The organism is Chloroflexota bacterium (assembly GCA_015478725.1).
Lineage (GTDB): Bacteria > Chloroflexota > Limnocylindria > Limnocylindrales > CSP1-4 > C-114.
The window spans coordinates 21,193-39,173 of record JADMIG010000023.1 but is presented as its reverse complement, the minus strand read 5'-3'; the positions used below and the strand labels follow the sequence as shown (position 1 = coordinate 39,173).

Here is a 17,981-nt window from a genome sequence, read left to right as displayed (position 1 = left end):
CAGGCGGGCGTTGGTCACCGACTCCCCACGCGGCGCTGGCAGACCTGAGCGTGGATCGGGCCAGGCCGGCGCGTGGATCCTGCCAGATGCCCGGGTGAGGGCCACCCGTCACCGACATGCAGACCAGTGCCCGCCTGATGGCCATCTGCCGGAACCCTGGGACGGAGGGCTCGATCCGATGGGCGTCCTCGTCGACGACGTGTCCGGCAATCACAGCCAGCGCGGGCGCGTGCGTCGGCGCCGGCCGGAGTTACCTGTCGCGCCGAGCCGCGAGGGCGAAGGCGAGGAAGTAGGCGTCGAGCAACTCCGGAGTCGATCGGTAGAGGTTGTCCCCGACGAGGAAGTCGCACACGACCTCGCGCGTGCGTGCGATCTCACGAAGGCGAGGGCCGCTCCAGCGAGGGTCCGCAAGGGTCAGATCGAGCAGCTCCAACGCGCGATCGAGGGCCGCTTCGAAGCGGCCCTCGTCGCCTTCCTGCCTGGCCCGGACTGCCCGGCCGACGTCGGCGCCAGCGTTGCCGAGCTGCTCCGCGAGCGTGAGCGTCCACCAGCGACCGCTCGCCAGGCCAGCGTGCATCGTCATCGGACCACCATTCGCGCGACGATCGACGTGACCGCCGCGCGCACCGCCGCGTCGTCGACCGAGCGTGTTCGGTTGCCCTGCCGCGGGCGGATGTTGATCACAGAGTCGAACTCGATGAACCTCGCGCTGCCGAACTGCGCCGGGTAGAGGTTGATCCCCCAGAGAGTGGGTTGCGGCGAGCCTTCGTCGAGGAGCAGAGCCTCCTCGTCGGCGTGCATCTCACCCCCGACCGCCATGATGCCCTGCTCGATGTCAACGACCGCCTTCACGAGGTTCTCGAACATGCCCTCGGCCATTCGCTCGAGAGCGGACAGCGCGATGGTCTCCCGCACGATCTGCATGGCGGGCGTGGGCTCCCGTGGTTCGTCCTGTCCCATGAGTCGAGCGTACTGGCAACGGCCCCGGGAGTCCACCTCGGAGCGCGTGTCGGCAGCGGCTGGCGTGGCGCGGCTACCATTGGCCTCCCGTGACGACCATCGCCCCGAACGACTTCACGCAGCTCCACGTGTCAATAGCTCCGAGTTCGCGCACGGACACACCGCGACTTGGTGCAGGTGGCGTCCCGTTGACGCGTCAGCTTGCAAGACCGCGCGCTCGGGTAGTCGAGGCGTCGGTCGGTGGTTCGCCGGCCGAATGATGACGAGATCCACGGTCCTCGGGGAAAATGCCCCGATGGCCTCCCGTCCGGCGACGCTCGACGACGTCGGTCTGGTGACCGAGACGCTGACGCTGGCGTTCCTTCACGATCCCGTTTGGAGCGTGGCGCTCGCGAGACCTGATGGCGCAACGGTCCACCACGCGGCCTACTGGCAGCTGTACGTCGAGGGTGCGCTCAGCTACTCGACCGTGTTCATGACCGACGATGCGTCGGCCGTTTCGGTCTGGGTCCCACCCGACGGGATCGAGCTGTCGAACGCTGGCGAGGAGGCGCTCGAGCAGTTGGTCAAGGCGACGCTCGAGCCGGCCGCAGTACGCGCGATGTTCGACCTATGGGAGCGTTTCGCCGCGAACCACCCGCACGACGAGGCGCACGCCTACCTGAGCCTGTTGGCGACCCATCCCGACCATCGGGGCCAGGGCATCGGCCAGCGCCTCCTGGCGGAGGACCTGGCGCGATGGGACGCAGCAGGCGTGCCGGCTTACCTCGAGTCAACGAACCCCGGCAACGATCACCGGTATGAGCGCGCCGGCTTCAGGCGGCTCGGTGGCTTCCGGTCCGTGCTCGACGACGCCCCGATTTCGACGATGTGGCGTCTGCCACAGGCCTCGACACGGGTCGAAGGCCGATGAGCCCCCTGGCCCCGAACGACTTCGTGCAGCTCGACCGGTCAATAGCTGGGACTTCGAGCGCGGACTGACCGCAGGGAAGGCGACATGAGCGCAACTCAATTCTTGTCCGTGCGTGAGGACGAGCAGCAGAGGGCCCTCGACGTCCTCGTCCTGGCATTCGCCGCCGACCCAGTCGAGCGTTGGCTGTATCCGGAAGCGCGGCAGTATCTGACGCACTTCCCCGAATTCCTGGCGGCGTTCGGGGGCAAGGCGTTCACTCACGAGACGGTCTGGCAGCTCGGCGAGTTTTCGGCGGTCGCCATCTGGCTGCCTCCGCGGGTGGAGGTGGACGGCAGTGCCATCGTCGCCGTGCTCACGGAGACGGTCGCGCCCGCCAAGCACGAGGACACCTTTTCCATGCTCGGCCAGATGGATGACGCACACCCGAGATTCCCGCATTGGTACCTGGCATGGTTCGGCGTCGACGGGGCCGTGCAAGGCAGGGGCCTTGGCGGCGAATTGATGAGGCATTGCCTCACGGTCGTCGACGAGGATCATCTGCCGGTGTATCTCGATACCCCAAATCCCCGGAGCATCTCGTTCTATGAGCGTTACGGATTCAAGGTCACCGGCCAGGCCCAGGCTGGAGCATGCCCGCCCGTCGTTTCCATGTTGCGAGCCGCGCGCTAGCGAGTCCACCGATCCACCTGTGGCGACGTTCCCAGCCGCGGTGCGCTTCCTGCGGCGTCAGCCCCGGCTTGGTCGCGCCGCTACCATTGACCTCCCGTGACGACCATCGCCCCGAACGATCCTTCGCAGCTCCACCTGTCAATAACTCCGAGTTTGCATCTGCGATTCCATGCCACGGTCTGTATGTGGTGATCAAAGTCGCGGTCTACGGTGCGGGTGCGCTCGGCGGTTACTTCGGTGCGCGTTTGGCGGCGGGAGGGACGGACGTCACCCTCATTGCCCGCGGGGCACAGCTCGCGGCCCTGCGTATTGAGGGCATCAAGGTCCGGAGCCAGCTTGGCGACCTTGAGCTTCGTCTCGCGACCGTCGCCGACCCATCGGAAGTGGGACCTGTCGACCTCGTCCTCTTCTGCGTCAAGTCGTACGACACCGCCGAGGCGGCCGGCCGCCTCGGCCCTCTCCTTCGCCCGGAGACGTCCGTCCTCTCGCTCCAGAACGGCATCGACAACGAGGACCGGATCGAGGCGGTGATCGGCCCGGGGCACGTCATGGGTGGGGCGGCATTCGTCTTCGTCGCCCTCGCCGCGCCCGGCGTCATCGAACAGACGGGGACCGCGAACCGGATCGTGTTCGGCGAGCTCGACGGCCACCCGAGCGACCGCGCGCGACGGATCCTCGACGTATTCGTCGCGGGCGGCGTCGACGCGGAGATGACCCCGGACATCCGCGCCCATCTCTGGTCGAAGTTCTCCTTCATCTGTGCGGTTGCCGGGATGACTGCAGCCGTCCGCCTTCCGATCGGACCGATCCGCGACGATCCGGCGGCGTGGAGGATGTTCCGCTCGATCCTCGAAGAGGTCACGGCGCTCGCGAGAACCGATGGCGTCGACCTCGCGGCCGACCTGGTCGATCGTCAGCTCGCCCTGGCCGCCGGGCTCGCCGCCGACTCGTACTCGTCTCTCTACCACGATCTCGTGCACGGACGACGGATGGAGCTCGAGGCGCTCCACGGGATCGTCACCACCCGCGCCCGAGCAGTCGGCCTGACGGTCCCGACCTGTGAGGCGATCTACGCGATCCTGCGGCCCTGGGCGGAGCGCAACCGGGCGGCGACCGGCCACTGACCACGAAGCCCGCCAGCTGGCACGCCGGCTCCCATCGGTCCGTACAGCCACATCGCCAAGGTGGAGCGCTTCATCACGATCGGCGGGACTGCGGGCGTCGATCCGGCGACGGGTCGTCTCGCTGGCGAGGATGTAGGGTCGCAGACCAGGCAGATCCTCGACAGTTTCGAGGTGATGCCCTCGTCGGTCGGATCCGACCTTGGACACGTCGTTCACGTGAACGTCTTCTGGGGCGGATGAGCGACTTCGAAGCGATGAACGCCGCCTACTCGAGAAGATGGGCGACCATCGGCCCGCCCGTCGCCGGGCTACCATTGACCTCCCGTGACGACCATCGCCCCGAACGACTTCACGCACCTCCACGTCCATTCGGAATTCAGCCTGCTCGACGGGCTCGGTCGGATCGGCGACATCGTGGATGCGGCGGCCGCGCACGGGATGGATTCGATCGCGCTGACCGATCACGGTGCCCTCTATGGGGCGGTGGCCTTCCATCAGGCGGCCGTGGCCAGGGGCATCAAGCCGATCATCGGGGTGGAGGCCTACGTCGCCCGGCGGGGGATGCGCGACAAGGAAGGCAAGGCCGATGCCCAGCCGTTCCATCTCATCCTCCTCGCGAAGGACCTGACGGGCTACCGCAACCTCTGCCGGCTCATCACGGACGCGCACATCGACGGCTACTACTACAAGCCCCGGATCGACCGGGAGCATCTCGCGAGGTACAGCGAGGGCCTGATCGGGCTCTCGGCCTGTCTCAACGGCGAGATCGCCCGCTCCCTCGAGGTCGACGACTGGGAGTCCGCTCGCACGCTGGCCGGCGAGTACGGCGACATCTTCGGCAAGGACAATTTCTACCTCGAGCTCCAGGACCACGGCCTCGCGGAGCAGCGGCGCCTCAACGAGCAGCTCCTCCGGCTCGCACCGGAGGCAGGCCTGCCGCTGGTCGTGACCAACGACCTGCACTACGTTCGTGAGCAGCAGCACGAGGCCCACGACGTCCTCCTGTGCGTGGGCACCGGCAACAACCTCGATTCGCCGGGCCGGATGAAGTTCGAGACGAACGATTTCTGGCTCAAGTCGGCTGCCCGGATGGCGGCGCTGTTCCCCGACCAGCGGGAGGCGCTCCTCAACACCCGGCGCATCGCCGAGATGACCAACCTTGAGCTGCCGCTCGGGCAGCTGCGCATCCCCCATTTCCCGGTCCCCGATGGCGAGAGCGCGGAGACATGGCTGCGCGCCGAGTGCCAGCGGGGCCTTGCGCGACGCTACGAAGCGGTGACGCCGGAGCTCCAGGCCCGGCTCGACTACGAGCTCGACGTCATCCTGAAGATGGGCTACGCGGGCTACTTCCTCATCGTGGCCGACTTCATCCGGTTCGCCCGCGACGAGGGGATCCAGACGACCTGCCGCGGGAGTGCGCCGGGCTCGATCGTCACCTACACCCTCGGCATCACGCCGGTCGATCCGATCCTCTACCAGCTGCCGTTCGAGCGATTCCTCAACCCGGACCGGGTGACGATGCCGGACATCGACGTCGACTTCGAGGACGGCCGCCGCGAGGAGGTCATCGCCTACGTCGGGCGAAAATACGGCCAGGATCACGTCGCCCAGATCATCACGTTCGGGACGATGCTCGCCAGGGCGGCGATCCGCGACGTCGGTCGCGTCCTCGGGATGAGCTACGGCGAGGTCGACCGGATCGCCAAGGCCGTCCCCAACCAGCTCGGCATCCGGCTTGCAGATGCGCTCGAGTCGGCACCCGTCTTCCGCGAACTCGTCGATGCCGATCCGCAGGTGGGCCGGCTCGTCGACCTCGCGCAGCAGCTGGAGGGCGTCGCCCGCAACGCCTCGACCCACGCCGCCGGCGTGGTCATCAGTCGCGAGCCGCTCACCGAGCTCATGCCATTGCAGAAGGCGACGAACTCCGACGGGCTCATGACCCAGTACGAGATGCACGGCGTCGAATCCCTCGGACTGCTCAAGTTCGACTTCCTCGGTCTCTCGAACCTCACGATCCTCCGCCAGGCCGTCGAGCTCATCCGGGCCGAGCGAGGGGTCGCCATCGACCTCGACCACATCCCGCTCGACGACGGGAAGACCTTCGACCTCCTCGCCTCCGGCGAGACGACGGGCATCTTCCAACTCGAGTCGGCGGGCATGCGGCGCTACATCCGTGAGCTGCGACCGACGTCGGTCTACGACCTGGCAGCGATGGTGGCGCTCTACCGGCCGGGCCCGATGGACAATATCCCCGCCTACATCCGGCGCAAGCACGGCCAGGAGCCGGTGACGTATCTCCATCCGCTCCTCGAGCCGTACCTCGCGAAGACGTACGGGATCTTCGTCTACCAGGAGGACATCATGGCCGCGGCGGTCGCCCTCGGCGGCTTCTCCGGCCCGGAGGCCGACACGCTCGGCTACGCGATCCGCAAGAAGAAGTCGACGGTCCTCCGATCGATGCGCGAGCGGTTCGTCCGCCAGGCAGGGGAGCGCGGCGTGAGCCCGGCGACGATCGACGCGGTCTTCACCGCCTTCGAGCCGTTCGAGCGGTACGGCTTCAACAAGGCGCACGCGACGTGCTACGGGCTCATCGCCTACCAGACGGCCTACCTCAAGGCGAACTTCACGGTCGAGTACATGACGAGCGTCCTGACCGCGGTCCGCTCCAACGAGGAGAAAGTCGCGGCGGCGATCGCCGAGTGCCGTCGGCTCGGCATCGAGGTGCGCGTGCCAGACATCCATCGGTCGGACCTCGAGTTCACCGTGGAGAGTGCCGGGATCCGGTTCGGTCTCCTCGCCGTGAAGAACGTCGGTCAGGGCGCCATCGAGTCGATCGTGGCGGCACGGGAGGCCGGCGGACCGTTCCGATCGCTGACGGACCTCTGCACGCGGATCGATCTTCGGCTCGCCAACCGCAAGGTCCTCGAGTCGCTCGCCAAAGTCGGTGCGCTCGCCTCGTTCGGCCATCCGGCCCAGATCCTCCTCGGCCTCGACGACGCGGTGGCGGCGGCCCAGGCGACCCAGCACGATCGGGCTACCGGCCAGACGTCGCTCTTCGAGCTTGGGGCGGCGGATGCGGCGACGCTCGAGGCGGCGCTCCCGAGGACCGCCGAGACGCCGATCCGCGAACGGCTCCGCTGGGAGAAGGAGCTCCTCGGCCTCTATCTCTCCGAGCACCCGATGGGCGAGGTTGCCGAGGCGGTCGGTCGATTCGCGACCGCGTACTCCGGCGACCTGCGGGACGAGACGCTCGACGGGCAGCGCATCGTCGTCGGCGGCATCGTCACCGGGATCCGGATGGTCGTGACGAAGGCGAAGGCGACGATGGCGATCGTCTCCCTGGAGGACGTCCAGGGGTCGATCGAGATCGTCGTCTTCCCCAGGACGTGGGAGGAGACCGCGCGGTCCTGGTCGGAGGGTGCGATCCTCCTCGTCGCCGGGAGGATCGACCACCGCGGCGAGGAGGTGAGCCTGCTCGCCGACCTCGTCGTGGATTGGGACCTGGCCGTCGTGGCGGGGCCCGACGCGTTCGCCCGGCAGGTCGCGGCCGGCGAGCGGAGTCGAGGCCCGGGACGCCGATCGAGTGAGGTGAGGGACGGCGCGAACGGGCGGCGGACGCCGGAGCGCGGCAACGGATCCGGGCCTCGACCGGTGGCCGCGGATGCGTCGTCCGGGTCGGGGATCAGTCCGGGCGTGTCGCGTGTCTCGCCCCTCCGACCGGAGGCACGAGCGGAGGCTGCGCCCGTGCCGTCGGCGTTCGAGCCCGGACCGTCCGTTCCCACATACAGCGAGCCCGAGGATCTCGCCGTCGTCGGGGGCGATCGCGACGACGAGCCGCCGCTGCCCGACGAGGCCCGCGACCGGGCCCTCGCGGCGAACACCGCGCCGACGCGCCCGGTGGACGCACGGCCCGGCGGGATCCTCCACGTTCGGTTTCGCCAGGCGGCCGGGACGGATCGGCTCGTCGGCGCGATGGAGGAGGTGCGGGCGCTGCTGCGGGCGCGGCCCGGCGGCACGCCGGTCGTCCTCCACCTCCCTCAGGGTGGCGGCAGGACGGCGCTCCCGATGGAGCTCCGGACGCGGGTCGCCTACGACGCCGAGCTTCTCGCCGAGCTCGACCGCCGGCTCGGCGACGGTGTCGTCGAGCTCAGCCTCGCCTAGGCTCGGGCGGCGCTCGCGCTGCGAGCGGCCCAGGTGCTCCGCAAGGTCTGCCCGATCGTCAGGGCGACAGCCGCGCCGAGACCGCCGGCAAAGATCGCCGTGTACAGCGCGATCGCCCACGACCCGTGCTCGAGCGCTGCGCGGCAGGTGGCGAGGTTGAGCGCCACGAGCGCGACCTCGAGGACGACGATGCGGTCGACCCCCAGCTGGTAGCGGAGTCGTCGCCAATCCTCGTGCCGCCGCCGGACGCCGAATTTCGGCGTCCGTTCGAATGCGGCAGGCCGACCGCCGAGCGCCTGCCAGGCGGCCCGCGCGGTGTTCACCATCATCCCCGCGCCGAGGGCGCTGAGGAGGAGAATCGTCGGGATCTCGGCGATCCAGCGGCGGCCGAGCTGGCGCTGGCCGATGGTGAAGAGGAGGGTCGGAGCGAGGGTCGTGAGGTTGAAGACGCTCATGATCCCGAACAGCGAGAAGACGACTGGATGGCGGACCGAGACGATGAGAAGGAGCGGGTAGAGGAGCGAGAGCGCGAGGAGGAGGAGGTGGATCGAGTAGCCGGTGAGGTGGAGGGTCGCCGAGACCTTCCGGCCGAGCGGCGCCGGACCGTGCCAGATCGCCGGCAGGTGCTTGAGCGCACATTCGAAGCTCCCGCGCGCCCAGCGGTGCTGCTGGCGGCGATAGGCGTTGAAGCTCACGGGCAGTTCGGCTGGCGCCTCGACGGCCCGCACATACGCAGCCCGCCAGCCGGCGAGGAACGCGCGATACGAGATGTCGAGATCCTCCGTGAGGGTGTCCGTCTCCCAGCCGCCTGCGTCCTCGAGGGCGGCGCGTCGCCACACGCCTGCCGTCCCGTTGAAGTTGAACCACTGGCCTCCGGCCCAGCGGCCCGCCTGCTCCACCGCGAAATGGCCGTCGATGGCGAGTGCCTGGAGGCGGGTGAGGAGCGAGTACTCGCGGTTCGTGTGTCCCCAGCGCGCCTGGACGAATGCGAGTCCGGGGTCGGCGCAGAGGACCGCGACGGTCGAGACGAGGAAGTCGGGCCCCGGGACGAAGTCAGCGTCGAAAATCGCGATGAGCTCCCCGGTCGCGAGGCGGAGTCCGGCAGCGAGCGCGCCGGCCTTGTACCCGGTGCGCCGCTCGCGGCGGACGTGATGGATGTCGAGCCCGCGGAGGCGCCAGCGGCGGACCGCGGCGGCCACGAGCGTCGCCGTCTCGTCGGTCGAGTCGTCGAGGACCTGGACCTCGAGTCGCCCTCGCGGGTAGGACAGCGCGGCGACCGCATCGATGAGCCGCTCCGCGACATACAGCTCGTTGTAGACGGGGAGCTGGACGGTCACCAGCGGCCACGTCTCCGGGGTGACGGCGGGCGGGCGGGCCGCAGAGGTCTGTATCGCCGTCTTCGCGAGGTACAGGAAGTTGAGGCCATGGGCGAACAGCGCGACGAGGATCGCGAGATACGCCGCGAGGACCGGCACGAAGAGGATCTCAGGCAGCACGAACGGTGGCCTGGATCGGTCGGGAGGCGGGTCGCGCCTCGGCGACGGTGCCCGCGCTCCGGTACGCGACGACCCACAGTCCGAGGAGCGCCCATGTCCAGATCCGCCCCGCGGCGTACGTCCACGGGTAGTAGTCGAACAGGCCGACGATCTCGATGGCGGCGAGCGCCGCGGAGGTCGCGGCAAGGGTCCTCGTCCAGCGACCGCGACGGCGGACGAGGGCGAGCCACGGACCGACGAGGATCGCAAGGTAGCAGAGCGCCCCGAAGAGCCCCGTCTCGGCCGCGACGTCGAGGACGACGACGCTGGCCGGCTGGTAGTTCCAGGCGAAGGCCGGGTCGGCGGCGCGCATCGCTGTCGGGAGCGTCCCGATCCCGACCCCGAGGACCGGGTGGGCGATGAAGATGGCGTTCGCCGCCTCGGCCAGCGCGGCTCGCTCGTCGATCGATCGGACCTCGGTGGCGATCGGCGGGCCGAGGTCGGTCCGGGCTGCAAGGACCGGCAGCGCCGGCCCGATGAACGGCGCGACGACGACCGCTCCGACGAGGACCGCGGCGCCGACGCTGCGGAGCGCGATCCGACCGCCGATCGACAGGAGCATCGCCACGAGGAGAGCGAGCCCGACAGCCGCGCCGAGCCAGGCGGCCCGGGAGAAAGTCACGAAGAGCGCCGCGACGCCGATCCCGACCACGGCTGCCGCTGCGGCGCCGGTAGCGACGCTCGCAGCCGTCCTCCGACCCGAGCTCGAGGCTCCGATCCCGATGAGGAGCAGCAGCCCCACCGCGAGCAGTCCACCGAGGATGTTCGGATGATCTGCCAGGCCGTAGCCGCGCAGGTAGCGCGTGCCGTCGGCAGCAGTGACGACACTGACGCCGAGGTCCGGCGCAAGGAGGTGCTCGCCGAGGCCGCCGAAGCCGAGCGATCGCTGGCCGACGAACTGGCCGATCGCCACGACGGCCTGCGAGCCGATCATGAGGATGAGCGGCAGGCGGATCCGCGAGAGGTCGGTGATCTCGTTCACCACGAACGCCGCGAGGGCGACGAGCGCGACGAGGCGGACCGCGTTGTCGGCCGCGACGACGGGGTCGCCCGAGAACGGCACGCCGAGCCAGGCGACGATGACAAGTCCGGCGACCGGCCAGGCGAGGAACCGCGGACCGAGGGCGATGCGACGGGGCCGGGCGACGAGGCTCACAAGCCAGGCGACGAGCACGAGCGCGAGCGCCAGGTCGCTCCAGGTGACGAGCAGGTCGGTGAAGTCGCCGTAGACGGGCGGATCGGGTCGCGCGAGGAGCACGATCCGCGCCCGGAACGGACTGAGGACGATGAGCGCGCCGAACGCGATCCGGGCGACCGCGTCCGCGACCCGGGCGCGGGACTCGGCCGTCACGATGCCCGACGAGCGGCCGGCGGCGACCCGGTGGCCGTCGATCCGAGCTCGATCGGCTGGTGACACATCGGGCGGCGCGCCTCGATCGCGTCGGCGACGACCGCGCGGATCGCCGCGTCGAAACGATGGGCGTCGAACCGTCGGGCCGAGCGGACGAGCGGATCGGGATCGAGCGAGATCCTACCGGCACGGAGCATGGCCTCGCCGACGGCGACGGCCGTCGGCTCCCGGACGAGGAACCCGGTCACCCCGTCACGGACGATCTCGAGCGCTCCGCCCTCGGCGAAGGCGATCGGTGGGCGACCGGCCGCCTGCACCTCGGCGATCGTCATCCCGAAGTCCTCGCCGGCGGGCACCACGAGCCCGGTGCAGCGGGCCATCGCGTCGGCGACCTCGGCGGGAGGCAACCAGCCGAGGAATCGGACGGTCGGCCCGGCCAGCCGCCGGAGGCGCGACTCGTCCGGGCCCTCGCCGACGATGTCGAGCGGGAGCCCGGTTCTCCCGGCCGCCTCGATCGCGAGGTCGATCCGCTTGTGGGGACGAAGGCGGGAGACGACGAGGAATCGGCCGGTCCGTTCGGTGGATGGACGGAAGCGCCAGGTCTCGATCGGCGGCGGGATGACGATGGCGCGCCGGCCGTAGGCCTCGGCGATCCGCGCCGCCGTGGCTCTCGAGTTCGCGATGTACACATCGACGTTCCGGGCGGCGCGGATGTCCAGCCGCCTGACGACCGCGAGGCCGGGCCGGAGGGCGAGCCGCTGGAGCGGCTCGCCGTGGAAGTACTCGTCCGGACGCCAGACGAACCGCGGCGGCGTATGGCAGTAGCAGAGGTGGATCGCGGTCGACGGCGTTCGAACATGATGGGCGAATGCCGAAGAGCTCGAGATGACGACGTCCGGCCCGCCGAGGTCGAGCCGAGCGAAGGCCGGGACAAGGAACGGAGCGATGGCGCGGAGCGGGAGACCCGCCGCACGCGAGCGCTGGAGGGCGGTCGTCCGGACGCGACCCCCGGCGAGCGAGCGCGGAAGGGCGGCCGCGTCGACGACGGAGGCATAGACCGGCGCGGCGGGGAAGAGGCCGGCCAGGCGTTCCGCCACGCGCTCGGCACCGCCGCGCTGGGTGAAGTAGTCGTGGACGATCGCGACCGTCGGCTCGTCCGCCGGATGCAGGGTGCCGATCATCGAGCCGAACGGTCGAGGCCGCGGATGCGGATCCATGGGAACGGCGAGGTTGGGCGACGCGCCAGCCGGCGGCCCAGCCGGACCCGGAGAGCCCGTGGGTCGTGGAGGACGTCCGCCCTGAGGCCGGCGAAGACGGCTCGGGTGTGATGGCGATAGACCGCCGCCATCGCCGGGACTCCGAGGCTCCGGTAGTACGCGTCCGACCGGCGCCGTGCCTCATCCACCGTCCCCGGTCCGTACAGCGGGCTGTCGAGGAGGTGGATCTCGCCGCCCGAGGCGAGCCACCCGTCGAGCCGGCGGAGGAGGGAGGGAACGTCCTCGACGTACTGGATGACGCTCGCGAGGACGATCGCGGTGGGGCGCTCGAGCGGGGACGGTGCGGCGACCGCGTCGCCCTCGACGAAGGAGAGGTTCGGGACCGCGCCGAAGACCCGACGGGCCTGCGCGATCTCGGCCGCGTTGACGTCGCGGCCGACGACCCGACTCCCGTCGATCCGGGCGATCCGGGCCGCAAGCCAGCCGTTCCCGCAGCCGATCTCTAGGACGACGAGCGGTCGAGCCAGGCGGTCGAGATGGCGGATGAGGCGGTCGGCCGAGTCCGTCCGCTGCCGCCACTCCTCGCGGAACGGATCGTCCGTCGGGACCGCCGGGAGTCGCGCGACGAGCGCGTCCGGGTAGCGTCGGCCCTCGAGTGCGCGGACCCGGTCGTAGATCGCGGGCCAGGCGGGGATCGGAACGGGTGTCGCCGGCCGCCACGGGGGCGGGATGTCAGTCGCCATCGAGGACCTCGATGGCCGCCCGATACGCCCGCTCGAGCGAGCGCTCCATGCCGTCGAGCTGCTCCGGCGGCCGCCAGCGTCCCTCGGCGAGGCTGTCACCGACGACGAGTACCCCGGCCGCCCGGACACCTCGCGATCGGGCTACCGCGAAGAGCGCGGCGAGCTCCATGTCCACGGCGAGGACGCCGTCTGCCGCGTAGGCCGCCACCTCCTCGCGGGTCTCCCGATACGGCGCGTCGGTGGACCAGACGGCTCCGGACCGAACGGTTGCTCCGCGCCGGGCGAGGGCGCCGGCGAGCGCTTCGGTGAGCCCCGGATCGCCCTCGATCACCCGTCCTGGCGCGAGATAGTGATGCGACGTCCCTTCGTCACGGATCGCGGAGGTCGCGACGACGACCGCCCCGGGCTCGAGGTCCGCGGCGATTCCGCCAGCGAGTGCGATCGAGATGAGGCGCGTCGCGCCGAGGGCGATGAGCTCCTCGGCCTGGGCGGCGACGATCGGCGCTCCGAGGCCGAACCCGGTCAGGACGCCCACCCGACCGCCCGTCGCGCGAACGGCGTACAGGTCGCCCATGAGCCGGCCGAGGCGGCGGATCCGGACGCGCCATCGCATCCGCTCGGGGAGTCCCCGCTGGAGGCAGATCACGAACCCGACCGGCGGGTCGTCGATCCTGAGGCCGCCGCCGCGTCGCCGATGGGCGAGCATCTCAGCGGGGGCGACGATCCCGGCGAAGCGGTGTTTGTCCGGCAGGTTCGGGTAGCTCACCCGGATCCTCCCTCGAGCGATCCGACGGGCGCCCCCCACGTGCCGGCACGCCGTTCGGCCAGCGCGCTCGGCGAAACGCGGACTCGGACGAGCAGGCCGGCGTTGACGGACTCGGCACCGACGACCGCCCACGCCGCCCCGATCCAGCCCACGATCGGGACGAACGCGGCAAGCAGGACGATGAGCGTCGCGAGGCTCGCGAGGAGCGCCCGACCGACCATCGACTCCGCGCCGACCGCGAGGAGTTCGATCGTCCGGTGGCTCGCGATCGCCGACGGGACGAGGGCGAGGGCGAGGACGCCGAGTCCGAACGCCGCCGGTGCGAACGACGCGCCGAACAAGCGGTCGACGATGAGTGGCCCGCCGACGATGAGCAAGGCGGAGATGCCGCCCGCGGCGACGATCGAGCGGTCCCGCGCTCGCTGGAGCGCACGGACGTCGGCCGCTCCCGACGGCCGGGTCTCGTTCGCCTCGGCGAGCATCGGGTAGAGGGTCGTATAGAGGGCGACGTGGCCGGTCTTCGAGGTATCGACGATCCGCGATGCGGCGGCGAACCACCCGGCTGCGAGCGGCCCGGCGAGGAGCGCGACGCCGAACAGGGCGGCGCGCTGGCAGGCGACGCCGAGCAGCGCGAGGGCGCCCACGGGCGCACTCGCCCGGGCCGTGGACCACACGGCCGTCGTCGAGAAGCGACCCGGCCGGCGGAAGTCGCCGATCGTCGCCGCGGCGGTCCCCCATGCGAGGACGCCGGTGGCGGACCCGACGCCGACGACGATCCAGGCGACGGTGACGAGGCTGACGCCGGGCCCGGCGAAGGTCGCGACGGCCGCGAGCTGGAGCGCGGCCGTCGCGATCCCGAGGGCGGCGTATCGACCGGGCCGGCGAGCGCCGCGAAGACCGGCGCTGGCGACACTGAACAGGGCCGCCGGGACGAGCGACAGCGATGCGATGCGGAGGGCGGCCACCGCGTCCGGATCGCCCTGCCCGAGGAGCGGCGCACCGATCGCGAGAAGGGCGATCGCCGGGACGGTCGCGACGAGCTGGACGGCGAGAGCATCGATCGGACGGATGGAATGGCGTCCGCCTGCCAGCTCCCGGATGAGGACCATGTCCGTGCCGAAGGTCGTGACGATATTCGCGACGAGCACGGCCGAGGCGATGACCGCGTAGCGGCCGAAGCCCGCCGGCCCGAGTCGCATGGCGAGGAGCACGGTGGCGACGACGAGGAGGGCCTGCGCGACGACGCGCGTCACGAGCAGCACGGCCGTCTCGCGGCCGATGCGTCCAAGGGGGCCGCTGCGACCGCCCACGCTCATGGTGCGCTCCCAGGCGGTCGGCCGGCGGTCGTCCGCCGGCGGAGGGAGACGATGAAGAAATCGCCCCAGCCGGAGAACGGCCGATGCCCCGACACCGCGTCGTCCACGGCGGCGAGCGCCCGATACACGCGCGGGTGGCGGATCGCGAGATTGCGGCTCTCGGCGGTCGGCGTGACGACGGACAGCCCCTCGACCCCGAGGACCTCGTACGAGTCGCCGAACGCCGCGACCACCTGCTGCGGCGTGAAGTAGTGGACGTCGAAGTACCGGCCCTCGAGGTGCGCCCGCGACCCGCCGCGCGCGAGCCGGCGGACCGCGAGTCGGGCCTGTCCGCGCATGACGAGGCCGAGCTCCCAGAGGCAGATCGGCGGCATGACGACCCAGAGCACGACCCCGCCCGGTCGGAGGATCCGGTCGACTCCGGCCACGACCGGGCGAGGGTCGGGCGTGCAGTTGAGTCCGCCGAGGTCGGAGAAGACGGCGTCCCATGGACCACCGGCCACGGCCTCGAGGTCGAGGAAGGACCGTTCTTCGCTCGACACCCGGTCGCCGAGTCCGAGGCGCTCCACCTTGTCGCGGAGCCGCGCGAGCATGCCGGGGGAGATGTCCGTCGCGTGGACCCGGTAGCCGCGCCGGGCGAGCTCGACCGCGTCCGTCCCGGTACCGGCGTTGAGCTCGAGGATGCGGGCACCGGCAGGCACGACCCGCTCGAGGTGGGCGTACACCTTGCCCCGCATCCGGGTGAGGTGGGGGTGGTCCGACCCGAATTCGTCGTAGCGGCGCGCGGTGAGGGAGAACGCGTCCGCGATGGTGCGGAGCCGATCACCCGTGTCGATCGTCACGCCCCGGCCTCCACCCGATCGCGATCCGCGAGGCCGCGTTCGAGTCGCTGCATCCCGGCGAGGACGAGCCGATCGATCGGGAGGGTTGCCAGGTCCCGCAGCCGACCGAGCCGCTCTCGCGGACGTGAGACCGGACGCCGAAGCCGGAACTCCTTGTGGACCACGCCGTGGAGCCGGCGGTAGAACCGCGTCGAGTACGGACCGCGGTAGAGCATCGCGAGGTCGTCCGATCGATCCCAGTTCCGCTTCGATCCCAGGTCGGCCCGAACACGTTCGTAGAACGGCGTCCCCGGGAGGGGATACGAGACCGAGATCCCGATATCGTCCGGAAGGCACTCGCGGACGAGTCGTCGCGTCGCCTCGATGTCCTCGCGGCGCTCGCCCGGGTACCCGAACTGGAGGAAGAACCCGACGCGGATACCGGCCGTCCGCAGCCGCTGCGCCGCCTCGACGATCTGCTCGACCCTCGTCCCCTTGTCCATCGCGTCGAGGACCGACTGCGATCCCGACTCCGCGCCTATCCAGACCATCTCGCAGCCAGCATCCCGGAGGGCTTCGATCTCGCCGTCGCGGAGCAGCAGGTCGGCCCGGCTCAGGCACTTGAATGGTCGCCGGACGTCGTGCACCCGGACCAGCTCGGCGAACGTCCGGAGCCAGCCGGGCCGGAGTCCGAAGATGTCGTCGACGAAGGAGATGTGGTCGGGGTGGTACCGGTCGCGGAGCTCGACGAGCTCGGCGACGACGTTCTCGGGACTGCGGACGGCATAGCGCTGGCCCCAGATCGGCTTCGCGCACCAGTTGCAATGGAACGGGCAGCCACGGGTGGTCGAGACGTTCATCGAGAATCGCCCGTGCCGTGTCCATGCCGCCCGATATCGCTCCACATCGATGAGGTCGCGGGCGGGGAAGGGGAGCGCATCGAGATCCCGCAGGTTCTCCCGTCGGCCGGTCGACACGACCGTGCCGCCCTCGCCGCGAACGGCGATCCCGACCGTCGCCTCGAGCGGATGGAACGGATCGAGCGGAGCGAGCGGTACAGGAGGCCGTGCGCCCCCCCGTGCGTCGAGCCGCCCGAGCAGCTCGGCGAGCGTCACCTCGCCCTCGCCGAGGATGACGACATCGGCGCCATGGTCGAGGTAGCGCTCGGCGTTGTCCGTCGCATCGCTCCCGCAGACGATCGTCGTCGCCCCGTGGCGCCGCGCCATGTCGAGCATCCGGAAGCCTGCGTCTCGCATCCGGAGGAGGCACATCTTCGAGAGGTAGTTGAAGTTGTCCTCAAAGAGGACGGCGACCTCCGGTTGGTACCGCTCGAGAGCGCCGCCCCAGCCCGCCTCGTCCGGCTCGAGCATCGCATCGAAGACGGCGACCTCGTGGCCGTGCCGTCGGAGTTCGCTCGCCGCGTACAGCGTCCCGAGCGGTGGGTACGGCTGCATCGCCCGCTGGAGCTTGGGGTCGAAGTGGAGGTAGTACGACTGGCCGAGCAGGACGCGGCTCATCCGAGCCTCCCGAGGACGGCGTCGAGGCGCTCGTCGAACGACGCCAGCGCACGGCGGCGGTGCTCCGTGACATGGCCCTTGCAGACCGCCGGGCCGAACCGGACCTCGCCCGACGCCGGCCCCGCCGTCAGGCGGCGGATCTTGCGCGCCATCTCCCATCGCTCGAGGCCGTCACCCAGTCGGCCGCGAAACGCCCGCTCGGCGACCCGCCGGATCGAAGGCGCGATCGGCCGTGTGCGGTCCGCGTCGACCGTCAGTACCTGGCCCGGGTGGTTGGGAAGGAACTCGCGGTACCAGGGGTTCCGGTCGAGGAGCGTCCGATACGCCTCGGCGCCCGCGATCGGGACCATCTGGGCGAGCTCGTGGGCCGTGAACCGGTCGCGCTCGGGAAGCGCAACGGCGGAGCGGGCGAGGAAGTAGTTCGGACAGAGCGTCACGTCGCGGCCGGCCGCGGCCCGGACGACCGCGATCGTGAGGGCCCGGGTGAGCCAGAGCCGCTCGTCCGTCGCGACGACGAGGAGATCGATATCCGCGTCATCTGACGCGGCGCCGACGGCGAGGGAACCGGTCACCGCAACGAGGCGTACCCACGGGAGAGATGCGACGACCCGTCCGTACGCCGCCGCCGCCCGCCACAGGCGTTCCGACGCGGCCGCCCGTCGCCGACGCTCGTCGGCGAGCGACTCGCGCCCGGCGAGCATGACGAGATCGTCGCGGGTCACGACCACGCTGGCGGCCGCGAGGGCGGCGAGCGCCGCTGCGACGGCGGCGGCAGCAGCCGGGATGGGGAGGTAGCGATGAACCTCGAGCGGCGTGAGCGGCCAGTCGAAGACGTCGGCGTAGACGATCGCCTCGAGGGCGGCGCGTTCGACCGGATCGAGCACCGAC

At 70.7% G+C, this 17,981-nt stretch carries 16 protein-coding genes; 5 read left to right on the top strand and 11 right to left on the bottom strand.

The window, feature by feature from the left end:
• Positions 1–250: 250 nt before the first annotated feature.
• Together IVW53_12365 and IVW53_12360 are read right to left on the bottom strand one after the other, a co-directional pair.
• Positions 251–583, bottom strand: a complete 333-nt coding sequence (locus IVW53_12365) for a hypothetical protein (GenBank protein ID MBF6606366.1) — start codon at positions 581–583, stop codon at positions 251–253.
• Entirely contained in the window at positions 580–867 is a 288-nt protein-coding gene (locus IVW53_12360) for a hypothetical protein (GenBank protein ID MBF6606365.1), read from the bottom strand. The genes IVW53_12365 and IVW53_12360 overlap by 4 nt, the downstream gene beginning before the upstream one ends.
• 388 nt (positions 868–1,255) lie before the next feature.
• Here IVW53_12360 and IVW53_12355 point away from each other — a divergent pair, with 388 nt between their 5' ends.
• The 5 genes from IVW53_12355 to IVW53_12335 all read left to right on the top strand — a co-directional run bounded on the left by IVW53_12355 (position 1,256) and on the right by IVW53_12335 (position 7,827).
• Positions 1,256–1,873, top strand: a complete 618-nt coding sequence (locus IVW53_12355; protein MBF6606364.1) for a GNAT family N-acetyltransferase — start codon at positions 1,256–1,258, stop codon at positions 1,871–1,873.
• An 84-nt stretch (positions 1,874–1,957) separates the two neighbouring features.
• The gene (locus IVW53_12350) at positions 1,958–2,542 is read left to right on the top strand and encodes a GNAT family N-acetyltransferase (GenBank protein ID MBF6606363.1); all 585 of its coding nucleotides are present in this window, start codon (positions 1,958–1,960) and stop codon (positions 2,540–2,542) included.
• Between the two features lie 191 nt (positions 2,543–2,733).
• Positions 2,734–3,666: a 2-dehydropantoate 2-reductase gene (locus tag IVW53_12345; GenBank protein ID MBF6606362.1), complete on the top strand. Its 933-nt coding sequence runs from the start codon at positions 2,734–2,736 to the stop codon at positions 3,664–3,666.
• Between the two features lie 60 nt (positions 3,667–3,726).
• Positions 3,727–3,906, top strand: coding sequence for a hypothetical protein (locus IVW53_12340; protein MBF6606361.1), 180 nt, complete (start codon positions 3,727–3,729; stop codon positions 3,904–3,906).
• Between the two features lie 84 nt (positions 3,907–3,990).
• Positions 3,991–7,827: a DNA polymerase III subunit alpha gene (locus IVW53_12335; protein MBF6606360.1), complete on the top strand. Its 3,837-nt coding sequence runs from the start codon at positions 3,991–3,993 to the stop codon at positions 7,825–7,827.
• On the opposite strand, the gene IVW53_12330 is transcribed toward IVW53_12335, so the two are convergent.
• From IVW53_12330 to IVW53_12290, 9 genes are read right to left on the bottom strand one after another with little or no spacing between them, the layout of a single operon-like run.
• On the bottom strand, positions 7,824–9,323 hold the full coding sequence (locus IVW53_12330) for a glycosyltransferase (protein MBF6606359.1): 1,500 nt from the start codon (positions 9,321–9,323) through the stop codon (positions 7,824–7,826). The two genes, IVW53_12335 and IVW53_12330, sit on opposite strands and share 4 nt — an antisense overlap.
• Complete coding sequence (locus tag IVW53_12325; GenBank protein MBF6606358.1) at positions 9,313–10,713, bottom strand: O-antigen ligase family protein; 1,401 nt, start codon at positions 10,711–10,713, stop codon at positions 9,313–9,315. The genes IVW53_12330 and IVW53_12325 overlap by 11 nt, the downstream gene beginning before the upstream one ends.
• Complete coding sequence (locus IVW53_12320; protein MBF6606357.1) at positions 10,710–11,894, bottom strand: glycosyltransferase; 1,185 nt, start codon at positions 11,892–11,894, stop codon at positions 10,710–10,712. The genes IVW53_12325 and IVW53_12320 overlap by 4 nt, the downstream gene beginning before the upstream one ends.
• Positions 11,891–12,673 carry a methyltransferase domain-containing protein gene (locus IVW53_12315; protein ID MBF6606356.1) on the bottom strand — a complete coding sequence of 261 codons (783 nt, stop codon included), beginning with the start codon at positions 12,671–12,673 and terminating at the stop codon, positions 11,891–11,893. The genes IVW53_12320 and IVW53_12315 overlap by 4 nt, the downstream gene beginning before the upstream one ends.
• Positions 12,663–13,439 (bottom strand): nucleoside phosphorylase, encoded by a 777-nt coding sequence (locus tag IVW53_12310; protein MBF6606355.1) that lies wholly within the window; start codon positions 13,437–13,439, stop codon positions 12,663–12,665. The genes IVW53_12315 and IVW53_12310 overlap by 11 nt, the downstream gene beginning before the upstream one ends.
• A complete protein-coding gene (locus IVW53_12305; GenBank protein MBF6606354.1) occupies positions 13,436–14,755 on the bottom strand; it encodes an oligosaccharide flippase family protein in 1,320 nt (439 codons plus the stop codon). The genes IVW53_12310 and IVW53_12305 overlap by 4 nt, the downstream gene beginning before the upstream one ends.
• Positions 14,752–15,597 (bottom strand): class I SAM-dependent methyltransferase, encoded by an 846-nt coding sequence (locus tag IVW53_12300; GenBank protein MBF6606353.1) that lies wholly within the window; start codon positions 15,595–15,597, stop codon positions 14,752–14,754. The genes IVW53_12305 and IVW53_12300 overlap by 4 nt, the downstream gene beginning before the upstream one ends.
• Positions 15,594–17,093 carry a B12-binding domain-containing radical SAM protein gene (locus IVW53_12295; GenBank protein MBF6606352.1) on the bottom strand — a complete coding sequence of 500 codons (1,500 nt, stop codon included), beginning with the start codon at positions 17,091–17,093 and terminating at the stop codon, positions 15,594–15,596. Before IVW53_12295 ends, IVW53_12300 begins: the two co-directional genes overlap by 4 nt.
• Positions 17,090–17,977, bottom strand: a complete 888-nt coding sequence (locus IVW53_12290; GenBank protein ID MBF6606351.1) for a hypothetical protein — start codon at positions 17,975–17,977, stop codon at positions 17,090–17,092. Before IVW53_12290 ends, IVW53_12295 begins: the two co-directional genes overlap by 4 nt.
• Positions 17,978–17,981 lie beyond the last annotated feature (4 nt).